This window comes from Winogradskyella ouciana, from assembly GCF_009709615.1.
GTDB classification, from domain to species: Bacteria; Bacteroidota; Bacteroidia; order Flavobacteriales; family Flavobacteriaceae; genus Winogradskyella; species Winogradskyella ouciana.
In genome coordinates this window covers 196737-215939 of record NZ_WJYA01000002.1, presented here as the reverse complement: position 1 = coordinate 215939, position 19203 = coordinate 196737, and the positions used below count along the sequence as shown (strand labels likewise).

Annotated in this window: 17 protein-coding genes; 6 read left to right on the top strand and 11 right to left on the bottom strand. The window is 35.0% G+C overall.

Features of this window, described 5'->3' with window-relative positions; translation table 11 throughout:
* The 7 genes from F1003_RS01795 to F1003_RS01765 form a co-directional block, all read right to left on the bottom strand.
* Nucleotides 1–1842 (bottom strand): adenylate/guanylate cyclase domain-containing protein, encoded by a 1842-nt coding sequence (locus F1003_RS01795; RefSeq protein ID WP_155087486.1) that lies wholly within the window; start codon nt 1840–1842, stop codon nt 1–3.
* Nucleotides 1843–1879: 37 nt separating this feature from the next.
* Entirely contained in the window at nt 1880–2305 is a 426-nt protein-coding gene (locus F1003_RS01790) for a hypothetical protein (protein WP_155087485.1), read from the bottom strand.
* 6 nt (nt 2306–2311) lie between these two features.
* Nucleotides 2312–3436 carry a Kelch repeat-containing protein gene (locus tag F1003_RS01785; RefSeq protein ID WP_155087484.1) on the bottom strand — a complete coding sequence of 375 codons (1125 nt, stop codon included), beginning with the start codon at nt 3434–3436 and terminating at the stop codon, nt 2312–2314.
* Nucleotides 3437–3824: 388 nt separating this feature from the next.
* On the bottom strand, nt 3825–4895 hold the full coding sequence (locus F1003_RS01780; RefSeq protein WP_155087483.1) for an alkene reductase: 1071 nt from the start codon (nt 4893–4895) through the stop codon (nt 3825–3827).
* Nucleotides 4896–5039: 144 nt separating this feature from the next.
* Nucleotides 5040–5447: a hypothetical protein gene (locus F1003_RS01775; RefSeq protein WP_155087482.1), complete on the bottom strand. Its 408-nt coding sequence runs from the start codon at nt 5445–5447 to the stop codon at nt 5040–5042.
* Between the two features lie 163 nt (nt 5448–5610).
* On the bottom strand, nt 5611–7164 hold the full coding sequence (locus F1003_RS01770) for a DEAD/DEAH box helicase (RefSeq protein WP_155087481.1): 1554 nt from the start codon (nt 7162–7164) through the stop codon (nt 5611–5613).
* 258 nt (nt 7165–7422) lie between these two features.
* Nucleotides 7423–7848 carry a PepSY-like domain-containing protein gene (locus F1003_RS01765; protein ID WP_155087480.1) on the bottom strand — a complete coding sequence of 142 codons (426 nt, stop codon included), beginning with the start codon at nt 7846–7848 and terminating at the stop codon, nt 7423–7425.
* A 181-nt stretch (nt 7849–8029) separates the two neighbouring features.
* On the opposite strand from F1003_RS01765, the gene F1003_RS01760 reads away from it, so the two are divergent.
* From F1003_RS01760 to F1003_RS01750, 3 genes are all read left to right on the top strand, one after another.
* Nucleotides 8030–8959, top strand: coding sequence for a M23 family metallopeptidase (locus tag F1003_RS01760; RefSeq protein ID WP_155087479.1), 930 nt, complete (start codon nt 8030–8032; stop codon nt 8957–8959).
* A gap of 38 nt (nt 8960–8997) precedes the next feature.
* Nucleotides 8998–11226 (top strand): type IA DNA topoisomerase, encoded by a 2229-nt coding sequence (locus F1003_RS01755; RefSeq protein ID WP_155087478.1) that lies wholly within the window; start codon nt 8998–9000, stop codon nt 11224–11226.
* 97 nt (nt 11227–11323) lie between these two features.
* A complete protein-coding gene (locus F1003_RS01750) occupies nt 11324–12631 on the top strand; it encodes a hypothetical protein (protein WP_155087477.1) in 1308 nt (435 codons plus the stop codon).
* A 22-nt stretch (nt 12632–12653) separates the two neighbouring features.
* Here the strand turns inward: F1003_RS01750 and F1003_RS01745 are convergent, their stop codons facing one another.
* The 4 genes from F1003_RS01745 to F1003_RS01730 form a co-directional block, all read right to left on the bottom strand.
* Entirely contained in the window at nt 12654–13118 is a 465-nt protein-coding gene (locus F1003_RS01745; RefSeq protein ID WP_155087476.1) for a GyrI-like domain-containing protein, read from the bottom strand.
* A 67-nt stretch (nt 13119–13185) separates the two neighbouring features.
* Nucleotides 13186–13641 (bottom strand): cold-shock protein, encoded by a 456-nt coding sequence (locus F1003_RS01740; RefSeq protein ID WP_155087475.1) that lies wholly within the window; start codon nt 13639–13641, stop codon nt 13186–13188.
* A gap of 162 nt (nt 13642–13803) precedes the next feature.
* A complete protein-coding gene (locus F1003_RS01735; RefSeq protein ID WP_155087474.1) occupies nt 13804–14265 on the bottom strand; it encodes a DUF4251 domain-containing protein in 462 nt (153 codons plus the stop codon).
* Between the two features lies 1 nt (nt 14266).
* The gene (locus F1003_RS01730; protein ID WP_155087473.1) at nt 14267–16735 is read right to left on the bottom strand and encodes a zinc-dependent metalloprotease; all 2469 of its coding nucleotides are present in this window, start codon (nt 16733–16735) and stop codon (nt 14267–14269) included.
* A 133-nt stretch (nt 16736–16868) separates the two neighbouring features.
* Between F1003_RS01730 and F1003_RS01725 the strand changes: the two genes are divergently transcribed.
* Genes F1003_RS01725 through F1003_RS01715 form a run of 3 tightly spaced genes read left to right on the top strand, consistent with a single transcriptional unit; the run spans nt 16869 to nt 19203 of the window.
* Nucleotides 16869–17168: a DUF3817 domain-containing protein gene (locus F1003_RS01725; RefSeq protein ID WP_155087472.1), complete on the top strand. Its 300-nt coding sequence runs from the start codon at nt 16869–16871 to the stop codon at nt 17166–17168.
* Complete coding sequence (locus F1003_RS01720; RefSeq protein ID WP_155087471.1) at nt 17155–18393, top strand: mechanosensitive ion channel family protein; 1239 nt, start codon at nt 17155–17157, stop codon at nt 18391–18393. The genes F1003_RS01725 and F1003_RS01720 overlap by 14 nt, the downstream gene beginning before the upstream one ends.
* Nucleotides 18394–18408: 15 nt before the next feature.
* Complete coding sequence (locus F1003_RS01715; RefSeq protein ID WP_155087470.1) at nt 18409–19203, top strand: cation efflux transmembrane domain-containing protein; 795 nt, start codon at nt 18409–18411, stop codon at nt 19201–19203.

The following is a 19203-nucleotide window of genomic DNA, read 5'->3' as shown; positions in this document are numbered from 1 at the left end:
CTATGAATTTACAAAATACATATTCAATTCGCCTCGGTTTTTTACAGCGAGTTTACCTCTATATTCGCAATCAAACGCATCTTTCACCAATCTATAGGTGTCTTCAGAAATATTGATACGTCCTGCTTCAGAACTGCTTTCCATACGCGCCGCAATATTTACGGTATCTCCCCAAATATCGTAAGCAAATTTTTTGGTGCCCACTACTCCAGCAACCACAGGCCCTGTATTGATGCCTATTCTAATATCGAATGTGGCATCGGTAATATCGTCTAGTTTTGCTGTAGCCACAAAATCGTTCATTTCTTTTGCTGCTAATACCATGTGCTCGGCATGTTTTTCATTGTCGAAATTTAGTCCACCAGCAGCCATGTAGGCATCACCTATGGTTTTAATTTTTTCCAGGTCGTATTTTTCCATAATTAAATCGAACTTAGAAAAATAATGGTCAATGGTTTGTACCAACACCTCTGGAGAGAGATTTTCGGCATATTTAGTAAACCCTTTAAAGTCTGAAAACAACACCGTAACCTGAGGATATTTTTTGGCTTCCACTCTACCCTTGTCCTTAAGTTCTTTGGCGGTGTCTTCTGGCAGGATGTTTAATAATAGATCGTCTGAGCGTTGTTTTTCGGCGGCTATGATTTTATTGGTGGCCTTTACGAATTTGTGACGTTTGAATAAGCCATAAGCTAGTAATGAAGTTAAAAACAGAACACCAATGGTTGACCAAAAAACAATGCGCTGGTTTTTACGTTTTTGGGTTAATAGTTCAACTTCTGCTTCATTTTGCGCAATTTCATAATTAGCAATTTTTTCGATATTCTCTAAATTCATTAGACTATCTCTATACACTATATGTTTTTTGTAATGTTCAAAGGCTTTAGGAATGTTTCCTGAGGATTCTAGCAACTCTGAGATTTGTAAATTAGCATTACTTATCTGATCTTTTAAGTGATGTTCTTCTGCTATATCTAAACTTCTATAGGCATAACTAGTGGCATTCTCAATATCATTTTCATCTTGATACAGTTCTGACATATAATTTAAGAATTCTGCGATTGGGTAATATTCTTCATTGGCTTCTAAAATATTTATAGCTTCATTCATATAGTTTTGTGCCAAGGCATCTTTGCCTTGTTTAGCATATACCATTCCTATATTTCCCTTATTATAAGCTTTGCCTATCTGATAATCTACATCTTCAAATATTTTTCCGGACTCTGCAAAATAAGCTAGAGCCTTATTATATTGATTAGTTTTATAGTACTCATCTCCCGCATTTAATAGTGCTGACGCTAGGGATACGGGATCATCAAGCTCTCGTAGTAATGTAATAGCTTCATCATAGTATAATTCAGCTCTTTCAGAATTGCCTAACATTGAATATGTGTCAGCTATTGATACCAGTATGGCACTTGAAAGTTCTTCAAAATCGTCATCCTCAACTTTATTGAGCAATTCTTTAGATTTAAAGTACGCTTCAATAGCCTCATGAAATTCTCCTATTAACTGTAATGCATTGCCCTTTTGCAAATACCCTACTGCAGCATAGTGATTTAAGTCTTCGTCTGTCGTCTCTTCTATCAATAAGTTTGAATAATAGAGCTTTTCATCAGGATTTGTCTCATTTTGTACAATCTTTATAAGCAGTATAATTTTGCTTTCTCCGAATGAGAAACTATCATCATATTCTATTTTAAGTCGGTCTACAGTTTCTTGATCTTCCCATTTATATATGTTGTCCTCTTCGTTTTGAGCATATACAAAACTTAAAAAAAATAATGATAAAAAGCATACAATAAAAATTGCATGCTTTTTAATAGTTGATTTACTGAACATAAAATTCTTTGGTTGTCATATCGAATGATAAAAATTACTAATTTTTTCTAATTTGTAATTTAGGATCGATAACATATAATGGATCTCCGCGATAACCACTGTCAAAAGTTATAGTATATTTTGCTTCTAAATTATGGTCTGTGGTATTATTGCCTAAAACTGCTACCCAAGAACCATCACCAACATCATATGGAGGTTTTGAAAAAAATCCTTCGGGAACATTTTGAAATTCTATATTGGTAATTAGAGCTAAATGTCCCATATTACTAGTGTCTCTAGCTCTCCAACTCACCAATGTATTAGGGTCAGCAATACTATCAAACGTACTTTTGTCCCTTGGATCATCATAATGATCGCTTGGTTGATTATCCGTAAAATCAATATAATTTAATGGATTTTTTTGATCTTTATGCAGTGCCTCTGCATTTACTGATAATAAAATATCTATCGAATGATCACTCATAACTAATTAGTTTTTTCGTATTTGAAGTTTTGGATCAATAGTAAAGGTTTGTGTATCAAATGGCATAGGAGCCACATCTGTCCAAGTATTATTGGCATAACTATTCATATATTTTACTTGTGAACCATAAAAAACAATTGGCCCTTGAGTGTTGTTTCCAGCAATACCTTCAATAACAAATGGTGCATTTGCCACAGAATTCCAAGTATTATTGGCATAACTATTCATATATGCGACTTGTGAGCCAGCATAAGCAACAACACCGTGGGAATTATTACCTGCAATGCCTTCAATATTAAATGGAGCTGGAGAAACCGTTTGCCATACATTATTTCTATAACTGTTCATGTATGCGACTTGATTTCCTGAATAAACAATGGCTCCAGCTGTATTTTCGCCAGCAATACCTTCTATATTAAACGGTGCATTAGCAACCTCATGCCAAACATTATCGGCATAGCTATTCATATAGGCTACACGATTACCAGAGTATGCTATGACTCCATGTGCATTATCACCAGCTATACCTTCTATTTCAAAAGGTGCTTGTGCAAGATTTTGCCAAACATTATTTCGATAACTGTTCATAATAGCCACCTGATTACCTGAATAAACAATTGCTCCATGAGTATTTTCACCTGCAATACCTTCAATTTCGAAAGGCGCATCCGAAACGACTTGCCATACATTATTTGCATAACTGTTCATATAGGCTACTTTTTTGCCTAGGTAAGCGATAGGTCCATGTTCGTTATTGCCAGCAATGCCTTCATAACCAGCCAATCCTATAGTGATGCTATAGCTTTCTTCATCTCCATCATTTATTGAATTATCTCCTTTTATTTTAGCTGTGTATTTATTGGCTCCATCTCCCCTACGAATATCCTTAAGGAGGGTAGAGCCACCATCTTTTTTTATATTCTGAAAGAATATTGGTGTTACTCCATTTTTAGCCACCGCTGTCCATGTAATTTTCTTATTTCTATAAATGGTTGAAACGTAATTAGCTGGATCACCTGGACTTGATGGATCGCCTAAATCGTCTGAGAATACTACTGTAGTATTAGTATTACTACTGTTAATTGCCTCTGTATCTACTGTTACAGTAACATTTGTGTCTTTTGCACTCATAATTTTATATTTAATTGATTAATAAATGATTCTAAGGAGGAAGGGAATTATGAATTATGTGTATGTGAAGTTTCTAGACTATTGGTATTCCATAGCCAAAGATTTTTCCTTAAAACATAAAATATACTTTATCATATTAGTGCGTATAGCACCACTTAATAAGTAGAACGCATATTGAGATGTACACAATAGAATTGCTCTATAGAGCTCAAGAGTAAATTAGGGATAACAATAAGATGTGATAAAGTTCTGTAACGTGAGGTAATTTTAAAAGTAGGAATTTATTTCTTATTATCCTAATATATAAGTTTAACGGAATTTTATTTAGGGTAATGAAACAAAAAAGCCTGACGCAAAGGTCAGGCTCAATTTATCTTTGTTTTAAATTTTAATAATCCGTATAACCCTCTGCACCTGGCGTGTAGAATAAATCAGGATTAGGCTCTTTTATCTCATCCCTATTTAAAAACTTCTTCACCAAGTCTGGATTACTGATATACGATCTTGCAATGTATGCCAAGTCAAAACCATCTTTTAATACTTGTTCTGCATCTTCAACGCTATGAATGCCTCCGCCTGTAATTATGGTACCACCAAAATTGAGTTTTATGGTGTCCTTAATATCGGTTTTAAACTCTGGTGCGTCCATAGAATCCCTGTGGTCCACAATATGTATATACGCTAAACCTATTCGACGCATTTCTTGTGCTAAATAAGAATAGAGCTCTACCAGATCATCATAGTTATGCTCCATATCATTAAAGGCTCCATAAGGTGACACTCTTATACCGAGACGTTTTGCACCAATGACATTGGCCACTTTTTCTGCGGTTTCTATGACAAAACGCGCCCTATTGGTAAAATCGCCTCCGTAACCGTCTTCCCTTACGTTAGATCTTGGATTGAGAAACTGATCCATTAAATACCCATTTGCCGAGTGCAGTTCTACTCCGTCCACTCCTGCCCTTTCAACCAGCATTTCTGCACTATCGGTATATTCCTGTTGGGCATGTTCAATGTCTTTTAGAGTCATTTCCCTTGGTGTAGGATGTGGCACAAGTCCTTTACTGTCTGTGAACATTTCGCCAGCAGCTTTTACGGGACTTGGTGCTAGTACCTCTCCTCCATCTGGTAGATTTTCTTCTGCAGCAATACGACCGCAGTGCATTAGTTGCACAAAAAACTTACCTCCTTTGTCATGTATGGTTTTGGCAATTTGCGCCCAGCCCTCGATCTGAGCTGGTGAATATGCACCTGGTATCCTTGGATAGCCTATTCCGTTTATGGATGGTGACGTTCCTTCGCTAATGATGAGTCCTGCTCCTGCCCTTTGGCCGTAATAGGTCTCCATTAAATCGTTTGGGATATTATTAATGGCACGATTACGCGTCATCGGTGCCATTACAATTCTATTTTTTAGTTCTATATTACCGAGTTGGTATGATTCGAATATACTCATAGTTATTTTTTTAATGTTCCCCTAAAATTAAAGGATAATAAATTTTTAGTTTAATAGTTTTACTACAAGTTTTAACGTAAATGCAAAAAGACGATGGGTTCAGATTCCATCGTCAATCAAAGTAATTTTATTTAGGCAAGATGCTTACTTGTTGTCATCATCTTCCATGCTGTCATCATCTACTTCAGTTTCAGTTTCGGTAATCGCTATAGGTTGTATCTGCGGTTTAATACGTCTATACAAATCAAATTGTGGTTGTGTAAGGATATTACGCATTTCCATAGTCTCTGCTTTACGCAGATTGTAGATCATGTCTAATTTTTCTTTTCCAGTATAAATTTCGTGAAGCTTTTCTTCCCTTATTAAGAATTCCTCTATTTTCTTTTGAAATAAGGTGAATTGCTTGCCGTCCAAGCCTAGCTGATCATCATATTTTTTTGTGATGCTAGTCGCTACACTTTCTAAGGCTTCACTGTCCTTTTGCATTATCGGGTCTTGTGCAGATAATTGTATGGTGAATGCTAAAGCTAAGATGTATATTAGTGTCTTCATGTGTCTTAAAGTTTTATGGTTTATGGTTATACTATAATATAACAGACATGGCGCATGAAGTCAAATAAATTAAGAAACCTTAACGTTGAATCCATCGATTTAACAATGAATTAATACTTTATGTTAAATTATTTAACTATTTAAATATTAGTATCTTAAAATATTAATCTTCAGGTGGGCGCCCATGGATTTCTTCAAATTTCTCATCAAAGTTGGCACGTAAATAGGAATTGAGTTTTTTCTTATAATCGTCCTTTAACCATTTCAGGAAATTGTGTGTGCTTTTACTAATACATTTAGCGTAAATTTCAATACGCATATTAATATCGTCCTTAAGCATTTTAGCTAAACCTAAGGCGTCATAAACATCCTCGCTATTCTCAATGCAAATTTTTGCATGTTGCTCAATGGAACGTTCTAAAACCACTTTAGAAGATTCGCCAGCATCTACAGCATCTTTATAGGTTTGCTTGATATCAAAATAGGTATCTTCAGATTTGGAAAACTCTTCTTTGATCTCATCATCCAATTCGTGCTTAAAGTTAGCTTCAATGGCTTCATCACTCTTAATGCGGTCGGCATACCAATTCGGAGATTTAAAAATCAGTTGCCAATCCAAATCCGCTCCCCAAGGCCCGAATCTATAGAGGTTATTCCCAAGGTCAATAACCGTAAATTTGGATTTATTGTTCAAAATACGTGAGCCTCTACCAATCATTTGATAGTACAACGTCAGGGATTTAGTCGCTCTATTTAAGATGATGGTATCGATGGTAGGCTCGTCAAAACCTGTGGTTAAAATACTAACCGACGTCAATATGGCATTTGGTGTTTCATGAAACCACTGCAATATTTGCTTACGTTGTTTCTTGGTCGCTGTATTGTCCAAGTGCATTATTGGCAATCCTGCTTCTCTAAAGGCGTAGTACACACTAATTGAAGTATTAATACCATTGTTGAAAATCAAGGCCTTCTTCCCTAGCGAATGTTTTTTGTAAGCATCGACCGTTTTTTGAAGCATTGCCGGACTCGTATATAAATCTTCCGAGGATTTTACGGTATAATCACCATTGGAGCCTACTTCTAATGATGTCAATCCCATATCATAAGCATACGTTTCGCAACGTGCCAAAAACTCATTTTCGATAAGGTTTTCTATAGTTTCACCAGCGATAAGTTCCTGGTAATTATCCTTCATAGGCAGTTCCTTATTAGAACTTAAAGGAGTTGCCGTAACACCAAGAATAAAGGACTTGTCAAAAAACTTAAATAACTTGGTAAATGAGTTATAGTGTGCTTCATCAATAATTACCAATCCGACATCCGAGATATCCAGCATATTGTCATTCAAACGGTTATTGAGCGTTTCTACCATAGCCACAAAACACGAGTACTCAGCTTGGTCATCTAAATTCGCCTTACTGTTCACCACTTTATTGGTCACGCCAAAACTGGTCAACATTTTAGAGGTCTGGTTGCAGAGCTCTATCCTATGCGTCATCACCAACACTTTCTTATCGTGATTTTTAAGATATTGGCGTACCATTTCGGAAAAGATCACAGTTTTACCACCACCAGTTGGCAATTGATAAAGTAAGTGGTAATCGTCTGGTGCGTTGTCAAACTTATCGAATATCTGCTGAATGGCTCCTTGTTGATATTCGTAAAGTTCCTTATCGGTTTTCTTTTCTTGAATGACTGGCTTGGTTTCGGACATGCTATATATTATTGCTTTTTTGGAGTTGCAAATCTACAATAGTTTGAGGCATAAAAAAAGCATCATACTCTGATGCTTTTAAAATTATACTATTGGGAACCCGTTGTGCGTTATTAACATTTCATTGATTTTTGCCCTATCCCTTAAGGGAATATCGATGAAATTTCAAGTTCATCCTTTAGGACAAGAGGCAAAAAGCTTGAAATTTCAATTGTTTTTAACGAAATTCACTCATAATGCCCAACGTGTTATTGAGAATTAGTTCAAAATGGTGCCGTCTGCTCTAAACTCAACATCTTTGTTTTTTCCTTTTCGCTTAAACTCTACATCATAGAACAAGCCTTTGGTAGCACTTTCTACTTTTTCTACTTCGGTGATTTTTTCATCATCAAACTTCTCCTTAATGACTTTTTTTATGGCATCTGGCAGATCATCTTCATCAATACTAGTTTCGGTTTCTACCCAAGTACCATCAGCGTTAAAATCGGCTCTATATTTAATACCATCTATTTTGAAATTAGCCTCGTAATAACCATGGTCGTCCTTATGCCAATCTGGATCGTTCTCTTCTGGGTATTTAGCCTGAAACGTTTTCTTTACAGCATCAGGAGCCTGGCCCTTTACTGTATGGCTACAACTAAATAATACTACTATAGCTATTAAAATCAATCGCTTTAAAATCATCTACTTTTAAATTTTATTAAGAAATTAATATAGCCATATCATAAGACAATTACAATACTTTAACAAGAACTTAGCAATTCTTAACATCTACGCCATTGTTGATAACGTATTTATCTACCAAAAAAAGTAAATACTATTTATAGTATTTTTACGTTCTCGATTACAATATTATTTTTTATTAATGAAGCATTTATTTTTCTGTATTACCCTAATACTAGGCGTTATAACCGCTAAAGCACAAGAAAAAACCAATCCACAAACCATAAAGTTAAGTTTACCTGTAGCTGATTTCAGTAAAGGTTTAGCAACACCCAATATTGAAATTCCGATTGTTGAGGAGAGCAATTCTGAGGCTAATATTGACATAAAAGCAGAATATTGGGACACCACAGTTTATAATCCTTATAAAGATAAAGTTGAAGAATTCCCTATTCAGTTGACGTTTAACGATTCTACTTACGCCTCGCCTATTCAGCGTAAAAAAGTAATAACCTCTCGTTATGGTTGGCGCAGAGGACGTCCGCATAAAGGTATTGATATCGATTTAATTACAGGTGACACGGTAGTTTCTGTACTCGATGGCATTGTGCGATTTGCAAGATATAGTCGTGGGCATGGCAAAACTGTTGTGGTACGACATTTTAATGGATTAGAAACGACTTATGCCCATTTATCACATATTGCAGTAAAAGCAAATGATACCGTGTTTAAAGGCGAATATATTGGCAAAGGAGGAAATACAGGCCGTTCTACCGGAAGTCATTTACACTTTGTAGCAAATTACAAGGGAGAATATATTCATCCGGAATACTTGTTCAAATTTGATGACACCAATGCCATACGATCCCAAGACATTTGGGTCACCCGAAAATGGACCAGACCATTTTACCATAGCTCAAGAGGTTTAGCAAAGCTTACGCTTTTTACAACCAAAGAAGAGGCTTTAGCGAGTTTAGAAAAAGAGCGCAAAGTTTATGTGGTAAGACCAGGTGATACCTTATCGCGTATTTCTAAACGTAACCATACCAGTATTGCGGCGATTTGTAGGACAAATAAAATTCGAAGTACATCGACGCTTAAAATCGGTCAGAAATTGATTTTAGAGCTTTAATTTTCTTTATTTTGTGGCTTCATTAAATTAGCTTCCTTTTGAAAGTTTGTATAGCCGAAAAACCAAGTGTAGCGAGAGAAATTGCAGCAGTATTAGGAGCCAACACCAAGCGTGATGGTTACTTTGAAGGCAATGGCTATGCGGTAACTTACACGTTTGGGCATCTCTGCACTTTATATGAACCTGCAGATTACAAACCGTATTGGAAAAGTTGGGACTTAAACAACTTGCCGATGCTTCCTGAAAAATTTCAGGTTAAGGTTGCTGATAATGAGGGCATAAAAAAGCAATTCAATATTGTAAAATCACTTTTTGATAAAGCCGAAGTGGTTATAAACTGTGGTGATGCTGGCCAGGAAGGAGAATTGATTCAGCGTTGGGTGATCAATGAAGCTAACTATAAGGGTAAAGTGCAGCGTTTATGGATTTCGTCATTAACCACTGAGGCTATAAAAGAAGGTTTTAAAAATCTCAAATCCTCAAAAGATTATGATAACCTCTACTATGCTGGCTTTTCTAGATCTATTGGTGATTGGCTTCTTGGTATTAATGCTACACGACTTTATACCGTAAAACATGGTGGTTACAAACAGGTGCTTTCGGTAGGACGTGTACAGACTCCTACGCTTGCCATGTTAGTCAATCGTTTTAAAGAGATTGAAAACTTCGTACCACAGCCTTATTGGGAACTACAAACCTTATATAGAGACACCTTGTTTAGTTATGAGGAAGGTCGTTTTCTTAAGATGGAAGATGGAGAGATTTTAGCCAACAAGGTAAAAGAGCACGAGTTTGAAATTGTTTCCATCACCAAAAAGAAAGGTACTGAATATGCTCCTAAGCTATTTGACCTTACAGGTTTACAGGTGTATTGTAATACTAAGTTTGGGTTTTCGGCAGATGACACCTTAAAAATTGCGCAAAAGCTATATGAAAAAAAGGCTGTGACTTACCCAAGAGTTGATACCACGTTTTTACCAAATGATGTGTATCCAAAAGTAAAAGGTATTTTAACTAAACTTACTGATTACTCTAATCTTACAGCACCTTTATTGACTAAAAAAATAAAGAAATCCGCTAAGGTGTTTAACGATAAAAAAGTAACCGATCACCATGCTATAATTCCAACAGGAATACAGACCCATTTGCAATACAACGAGCAGCAAGTTTATGATATTATTGTTAAGCGTTTTATAGCGGTTTTTTATGACGATTGTAAAGTTTCTAATACTACAGTCATTGGAAAAGCAGCTGATGTCAATTTTAAAACCACTGGCAAAGAGATTTTATCCAAAGGTTGGCGCGTTGTTTTTGAATCAGACACTTCTAAAAACAAAGGGGAATCCATTTTACCAACATTTGCAAAAGGCGAAAAAGGACCACACGAGCCTTCATTCTTAGAAAAGCAGACCAAGCCACCAAAACAATACACGGAAGCCTCTCTCCTGCGCGCCATGGAAACCGCTGGCAAGCAAGTGGATGATGATGAGCTACGAGATTTAATGAAAGAAAACGGGATTGGCAGACCATCCACGCGTGCTAATATCATTGAAACGCTGTTTAAACGTAAGTACATAAAACGCAACAAAAAGCAGATATTACCTACGGTAACTGGTGTTCAACTTATTGATACCATACAAAATGAATTGCTAAAATCTGCCGAACTAACCGGAACCTGGGAAAAGCAACTAAAGGATATTGAAAAAGGTAAAATTAGCGCCAATGCCTTTATTAAAGGGATGAAACGGATGGTTGATGCCTTGGTCTATGAAGTGAGAAGTGAGAAAGTGCAAACACGGATTTCTGCAGTAAATAATAAACCCGTAGGAAAATCGAAGTCGAAATCGAAAGGAAAAACAAAAGCTAAAAATTTAGTGGGCAGTAAATGTCCAAAGTGCAAATCTGGTCAGCTTATAAAAGGAAAATCGGCTTACGGTTGTAATCTATATGGTAAGTCTTGTGATTTTACATTGCCTTTTAAGTTTGGCGAGAAAACCATTTCTGAAAATCAGTACATACGGTTATTGAGCAAGGGTTCTACTGTAAACTTAAAAGGGTTTAAAATAAATGGTGAATCCGTTGAAGGTTTATTGCGCTTTGATGATGCTTTTAAACTAAAGCTAGAGCCCAAACAAACCACTAAGAAAGCAGTTGTAAAAGCTGGTGATACATGCCCAAAATGCAAAACAGGTAAAATATTAAAAGGTAAAACCGCTTTTGGCTGTAGTAATTATAAAGTTGGTTGTGAATTTAGAGTTAGTTTTTAACTCTTAAAACAATATTGTTTACAACTCTTTAAGCAAGGATAATATCTACCAAACTTTTATTCTTAATTTTATCTATATGTATAGCAAAATTAAAAATATGGATACTTTTACTAAAGTACTTTTTTTATTTATTGCATTAGGAGGTATTAGTGGTTTCATTTATGCAATAAAACAAATATTTGATTCTGAGGCTGATAAAAAAGATATTATAGAATCTCAAAAAATAGAGATTATTAATTTGAAGACATCTTTGAATAAATCAAATGAAAAATTAGAAGAGAAACAAATTGAGTTGAAAGATAAATCAGATAGTATAGAAAAGTTAGCAAATGATGTTTTAAATTTTTCTAAGAACATCAATACCAATACAGATAAAATTTCTGAATTAACCAATGAAATATCTGAAATTACTTCAAAGACCAACCAAGTAGCAGAAATTATAGAAATTGAACAAAGGCAAAAGGGAACGGTCAAACTTAAAAGACCTAATTCTAGTGAGTTTAAGTGTTATTTAGCCAGTAATTCTGTTATCCTACCTTCCACACACTTAGAAAAAGGTGTAAATATGTCTAAGATATTTTCCAATTTTACTTTAGATATATTGGTTAAACTTTCAAAAGAGAGCGTTCTTATTTCAACAATCTTAAATGATAAATATGGCAACAGAATAATCGAATTAAAAGATGGTAATTGGGCACTGAATAAAAGCAATAATTTCTCTATTAATTATGACGACCAAGCATTGGAAATAATAGACAATAAAGGTTTCGTTGTATTTCAGGTTGAATTAATCTTAAACGAATTAACTTTTAAGGGTATTCATTATGGTGCAGAACAAGTTTATATATATAATGATTATGGCATATTTATTATAGGGTATGAGTCAGACGATTTTAATCGTGAATTTAGTGAGAGAGCTTTCCAAATAAACAGATTATTCGAGCATGTAGGTGCCAATTACCTTGGAAAAAGAAGTAATTATAGTGTTATAAGAAAACAAAATAAATCCGAAGAAACTGAACGTATTAAAAAATCAAACTCTGCTTATTATAAAGATATTTCTAATAAAGAATTAATAAAGAAAACTAATATCTTTATCCATAAGATAGGTGATTTGTTAAAAGTTGCGAGAGAGAAAATAGTTTCCGTTATGGATAAAAAAAACATTAATTATGAAAAGTCTATAACAGAGGTAAATGAAGAAATTATAAACTATTACAACAACTCATTAAGAAGTGAAGGAATGAAATTAAGAAACACATATAAAAAAAAAGGCTTAAATTTTGATAAAAGTTATTATATCGCTCGTTGTTATGAAAATCCAACAAATCATTTTCCCGATTTAAAATCTGTTAAATCTGACCTGGAAAATATGGTAAATTCTTTAGTAGATAAAAAGGAATAAATATTCTACTTATTCATATTTATTAAATTTTTTTGATAGGCACATAAAAATCCTCTTCTGAGTCTGGGCTTCCGTTTTTGTACTTTGATCCCATTATTTGAAAATGTGGTCTATCATCGATTTGATACCCAGAATTCGGTAGCCATTCGCTCATTATACGTTGGTACGTTGCTCCAGCATCCATGCCTTTATGAAGAAACACAGCGTACAAACCGCTGGGAATGAGCTTAGACATCATACCTTCTGGAATATTCTTAATTTCTGAAACTTCGGCACATGCCCATATATCAAAAGGCTGGTTAAAATTACCAAAATCCTTATACTCTTGCATAGCAATTAACTCATCATTTACCCAATTACCAACTTCTTCTTTTCGAGGCATAAATTGTTTCCAAAGCGCAATAATACTTTCCATCTGATGCCTTAGCATATGACTTTTCATGCCAATGAGCCTTTTTTCTTGTATGGTAACTATTCTTGGATTCATAAACTTGTTGGATGTAAAAAAGCCACTATCTAAGATAATGGCTTTATGTTATTTTCAAAGTGTATTGTTATGCTTTTTTTACTTTCACGGCATTCATGCCACGTTGTCCTTTTTCAAGTTCAAAAGTGACTTTATCGTTCTCAGCAATTTCGTCTATAATATTACTGACGTGCGTAAAATGCTTTTCGTTAGTTTCTGTATCGATTATAAATCCGAACCCTTTAGAGCTATCATAAAATGACACTTTACCATTTCTAACTGGGTCAAATTCTTCGTCAGAATCTTCTTTTTGAGGTACACCAAGAACAATGTTTTTGGCTTTTACCTTGATTTTCATTGAAGGATCTGGTGGAGTATCCGTAAGGTTTCCGTTGTGGTCCACATATGCCAAAGGAATACCTGTGGTTCCGCTTTCTTCTTTTTCGAGTTTGCGCGCTTCCATCTTCTTACGCTTTTCCTCTCGCTTTTTTAATCGTTTTTTTTCTTTTTCGCTTTTACTAAATGTCTGTTGTGATCTACCCATTCGTTGTTTTAAAAATTAATATATGCTTGCTTATGAAAATATATAATGCAAACAAGTTAATTTACTTAACAATGAATCGTATTAAAAACCAGAAAAGATAACGTAGAAAATGTTACTAGTGTGGTGTGGTATCTTCAATAAACTTGTGGCAAATATACAATTTTATCTACTTTGTACTTTACCGACCTGCGTAATGTTATTAACACTAGACTTTATGGCTAAAAATGCATTACCATTTGGTTTTATGTCTATATAAACTTTTATATCATCTACAGTAAATTCAATCGCTATTTCTTGCGCATCATCATCAAAGTTAACGTTGTAATTTGTAATTTTTCCATTAACATTAATTACTTCATCTTTAGCATATAAAGCAGATGCAAATCCTGAAACTTCACTTTGGTTTACAGCTATATTATTCGTAGCACTATCTAATTTCTCTCTCTTTTTATTATTGTACACAAAATCTCCGACAAACTTATAATCTTTGGACTGTACCAAAGCTTTCATCTCATTGTATGTAGATTGAAACTTTTCTTTTTGTGTTGTTTTAGATTGGGCACAACTTAGGCTTGTCGCCGTAAATCCGAACAATAGTGTTAGTATGAATAAATATTTTTTCATTTTATTTTGGTTCAAAAAGGTTATTAATTCTTTCTATACAATCTCTATAATGGTATTTGGTTTCCGTGTTAACCGATGCTCTAACTGCTGAATTTAATACTTGTTTCAATTGGTTAAGCTCTCCTCTTACCAAAGCCCTTACATCAGACTGATTCACATCAAAATACTGTCTGCTACGTCTAGGATCTAATTTTTCTGTCATTAGGTACTCCATTCTATCCAAATAAACGCGCTGTAAGTTACGTCTAAAAACTGATACGTTAGCACCAGAGCGTGTCTCTTTCCATAAGCCTAAACGTATATCTTTAAGCATATTTAAAGCAGAATAATTATCACTATCCATGGTATGATGATCAATAAGTCTGCCAATGCGCTCAAAATTCAATAAATTATTCAGGTGACGGCTTTGCAAGCGTCTTAGTTGCTCAGTATATCCTGCATAGTTTATATTTTGAAGAATTGATCTATCGATTAACCACTCAGGTGTTTCAAATGCATTTTTGTGCAACCATTGAATCGCATCCTTTTGATAGGCTTTATCTACAGGATTATATACCATACCTTCTTGAGATGGATTCTTAGTGTCTTCCACTACTCCACCGACATGGGCAACCACATGGCCAACATAGCGACTCCATACTCCAAGTAGCTCTCCGTAAAGTTCCTCTAAATCTTCATAATTATCGGTTTGATCACTTGTCCAGCTTGGTAAATTTTTAGCAACATATTTTAGATTCTTCAAGCCGTATGTACTGGCTTTTATACTGTTATTGCCAATATCCTCAGTTTGTGCAGTTGGGTCAAAACGGCTACTTTGTTTGCCAAATTTATATTTTGGATCACCAGCTTTTTCCATAATCCAACGATTCAAGGTTTCTTTTTCATCGTCAGCTGAATTTGCTTCTGGGATATAGCGGTAACCAAAATTGATGGCATAATCATCATAAGGTCCCAATTGTCTCACAAATCTAATATTTTCATCACCTGGTTGTGCAATGTAATTATAGCGTGCGTAATCCATGATGGTTGCTGCGATACCATTTTTTTGGGTAAAGTCACCATCTCTATAACTCTCAACATCATAGGCATAACTGGCACTCATGTTGTGTGGTAAACCTAAGGTATGCCCAACTTCGTGCGCAATTACCATTTTCATCATTTCACCGATTTCATCATCTGGAGTATTCAGTGTTCTTGCAGATGGATTTGCTGCACCAGTTTCTAATAAATAACGGTTTCTGTAAGAGCGTAAATGGTTGTGATACCAAATAATATCACTTTCTATGATTTCACCACTTCGAGGGTCAGAGACACTTGGTCCTGTGGCATTACGCGTCGTACTTGCTACGTAACGTACTACCGAGTAACGAATGTCTTCTGGACTAAACTCTGGGTCTTCTTCTTTGGTTGGCGGATCTTTGGCGATGATGGCATTTTTAAAGCCTGCTGCTTCAAATGCTGTTTGCCATAGTTCTATACCTTCCTTCATGTATGAACGAAATTTTTCAGGAGTCGCAGGATCCAAATAATACACAATCGGTTTTACAGGCTCCACAAGCTCACCTCTTTTATAAGCTTCAATGTCTTTTGGAATTAATTTCCAACGTCTTAAGTAAGTTTTTCTATCTGCTTTAAGTTCGTCACTTCCATAATCGTATTGACTGAGTGTAAACCAACCTACTCTCTCATCAAAATAACGCGGTTGCATTGGTTCTTCTGGCAATAAAATCATGGACTGATTAATTTGCATACTTATGGTCTCAGCAGTAGAGTTACTTGGTGGTTCGGCTGCATTATAGGTAAAATCCTGAACGACTTCGATATTTTCAGGATAGCTCCTCACGGAATTAATGAAACTTCTGGATTTATCAAGACTTCGCACCTTATACTGTTTTCTAAAGGACGAAGGCAAGCCGCTAATTGCTTTAACGTCTGAGTCGTAAAATTTAGTAACATCAATCACTATAGCAGATGAGTCTTTAGAAAATGCCGCGATATCAAACGCATATAATGTTGGCTCATAATTATTAGCCCTAACCGACACATTAATTGGCAAACTATCTGCAGCTACAGCGCTAGATGATTTTTCCTTTATTAGTATTTTGTCCTTAAACCGCTCCCAATTGATCATTCGGGTATTAATTTTTGTACCAGCATTTACATAGCCTCCACCTAAATTTGAAGGCAATTTTGCTAGTCTACTCACCAATAGCATATCCGTATTAAGGTATTCCATTGGTATTTCGTAATAGTACTTCTCCCCTACCAAATGCACATCGAATAATCCTTCGTCAGTTTTGGCATCTTTGGTAATCACCTTATCATAATCCTTAATCTTTCCGTTTTTCTTTTTTGGTGTTTGTGCATTTGCCGTTGCTGCTTGTGGTGTTTTTGATTTAGATGCTTTTTCAGTTGTAGCACATGAAAAAACGACTAATGTGCAAAGCGTTATGGCGAAGAAATTTTTCATATTGGGATAAGTGTTTTTTAGTTGAGACTTTAAAGATAAATAATTGAATCGTAGTTGCAATTTATTTCTTAAAAGCTGTTAAAATACTATGGTTATTCCTCCATTCTAAAGTACTTTTGCATAAAATGAAATTATGTTAAAGCTACTTCCTGTTTTTAGAATTGTTACCTTACTCGAAGGGGTTTCTTATATCCTTTTATTATTTGTAGCAACACCTATAAAATATTTTGGCAATGATCCGCAGTATGTAAAATTATTGGGTATGCCACATGGCTTATTGTTTATTGCTTACATCATATTAGCGATTCTCATCAGTAAGGATATGAAATGGAACAATAGAACATTGCGCACTGTATTACTGGCTTCTATTATTCCTTTTGCCACATTTTATGTAGAAAAGAAATTCTTAAGGAAATCAAATGCAAAACATTAAACATTTTATCTACGATTTTTTGATAGACAAGGGTTTTTCTGAAACCACAGCCATCTATCTTAATATGCTGGGTTTATTATTGGCACTTTTGTTAATAGCATTTGTTGTGGATTACGTCACCAAGCGATTACTCTGGAAATTTTCTTCAGGAGTCGCTAAGCGTACCAAAACCGATTTTGATGATATCTTAATCCGAAATAAGCTTCCAAGAGCGGTTGCACATATTATTCCGCTCATCATTTTAATTGAATTTGTGCCTCAGGTTTTTTTCGATTTTGAATTTACAGAATCAATAGTGGAAAACACATTGAAAGTTATCGCGATAGTGCTGGCGCTACAAATCATTAGAAGACTTCTTCACTCTATTAGAGACTATTTAAAAACCTTACCACAATATAGGGACAAACCTGTTGATAGTTATATACAGGTCTTTATGATTTTTGCATGGTTATTGGGACTATTTTCCATTATAGCCATAGTCACAGGGATTTCATTCCTAAAATTTGCTGCGTCTCTTGGTGCTGCATCCGCTGTTATTATTTTGATCTTTAAGGATACCATCCTTGGTTTTGTGGCAAGCATCCAAGTCTCCATTAACGATATGGTGCGTATTGGCGATTGGATCACTTTTGAAAAATATGGCGCTGATGGTGATGTTACAGAAATCAATTTGGCAACAGTAAAAGTGCAGAATTGGGATATGACCATTACAACCATACCGACCTATGCCTTAATTTCGGATTCGTTTAAGAACTGGAGAGGAATGATGGCTTCTGGTGGACGACGTATTAAACGTTCCGTAATTGTTAAGGTTTCAACCATTAGATTTTTAACTGCGGAGGATGTCGAGGAATTGAAGAAGATTCAATTGGTAACCGATTATCTAAATTCCATTTCTACAAAAATAGAAGCTCAAAATAAGGAAAGTGGTGCCGACAAATCTTTGCTTATCAATGGTGTAAATCTCACCAATTTTGGTGTGTTTAGAAAGTATCTACAGACCTATATTGAAAATCATTCTGCCATTAACAAGGATATGACTTTTATGGTACGACAGTTAGAGCCTACTCCACAAGGTATCCCAATGGAAATTTATGCCTTTAGTAAAGACCAGCGCTGGGTGAATTATGAATATATTATCGGAGATATTTTTGATCATGTTTTAGCTTCGGTTAAGTATTTTGATTTGGAAATTTATGAACTATCTTTAGGTCATAATAGCTAAAATTTATCTGATTACTTGGAAAAGACACTCTTTGAAATACAGAAAATGGATTGCCCTTCTGAAGAGCAACTCATTAGAATGAAACTTAATCAGTATCAAAACATTAAACATCTTGATTTTGATATTACAAATAGAAGGTTGACTGTTTTCCACAATGAAAATAAAGAAGCCATAGCCAATACTCTTTACGAATTAAAACTGAGCTCTAAGCTTATATCAAATGAAACTATAGCTAATACGGAGTTTGAAACCAACAACAATCAAAAAAAGTTGCTTTGGTCTGTCCTCGTCATAAACTTTGTGTTTTTTATTCTTGAAATGACCACAGGCATCATTTCAAAATCTATGGGATTGGTGGCAGATAGTTTAGATATGCTGGCTGATTCTTTTGTTTATGGTATAAGCTTATTAGCGGTTGGTGGAACGCTTACAAAGAAAAAGCGTATTGCCACACTAGCAGGTTGGTTTCAGATATTGCTTGCAGTGATTGGATTCGTAGAAGTGTTGAGACGATTTTTTGACCAGGAAAAACTGCCTGATTTTAAGATGATGATTATAATTTCATTATTGGCATTGATTGCGAATGCTATTTGTCTTTACCTCTTACAAAAATCAAAAGGAAAGAACGAAGCCCATATAAAAGCAAGTATGATTTTTACATCCAATGATATTATTATCAATATTGGTGTTATTGTAGCTGCTGTTTCTGTGCATTGGCTCAATTCAAATAAGCCTGACTTAATCGTTGGAACAATTGTATTTATCTTGGTATTTCAAGGTGCACTTCGAATTCTTAAATTGGGGAAATAG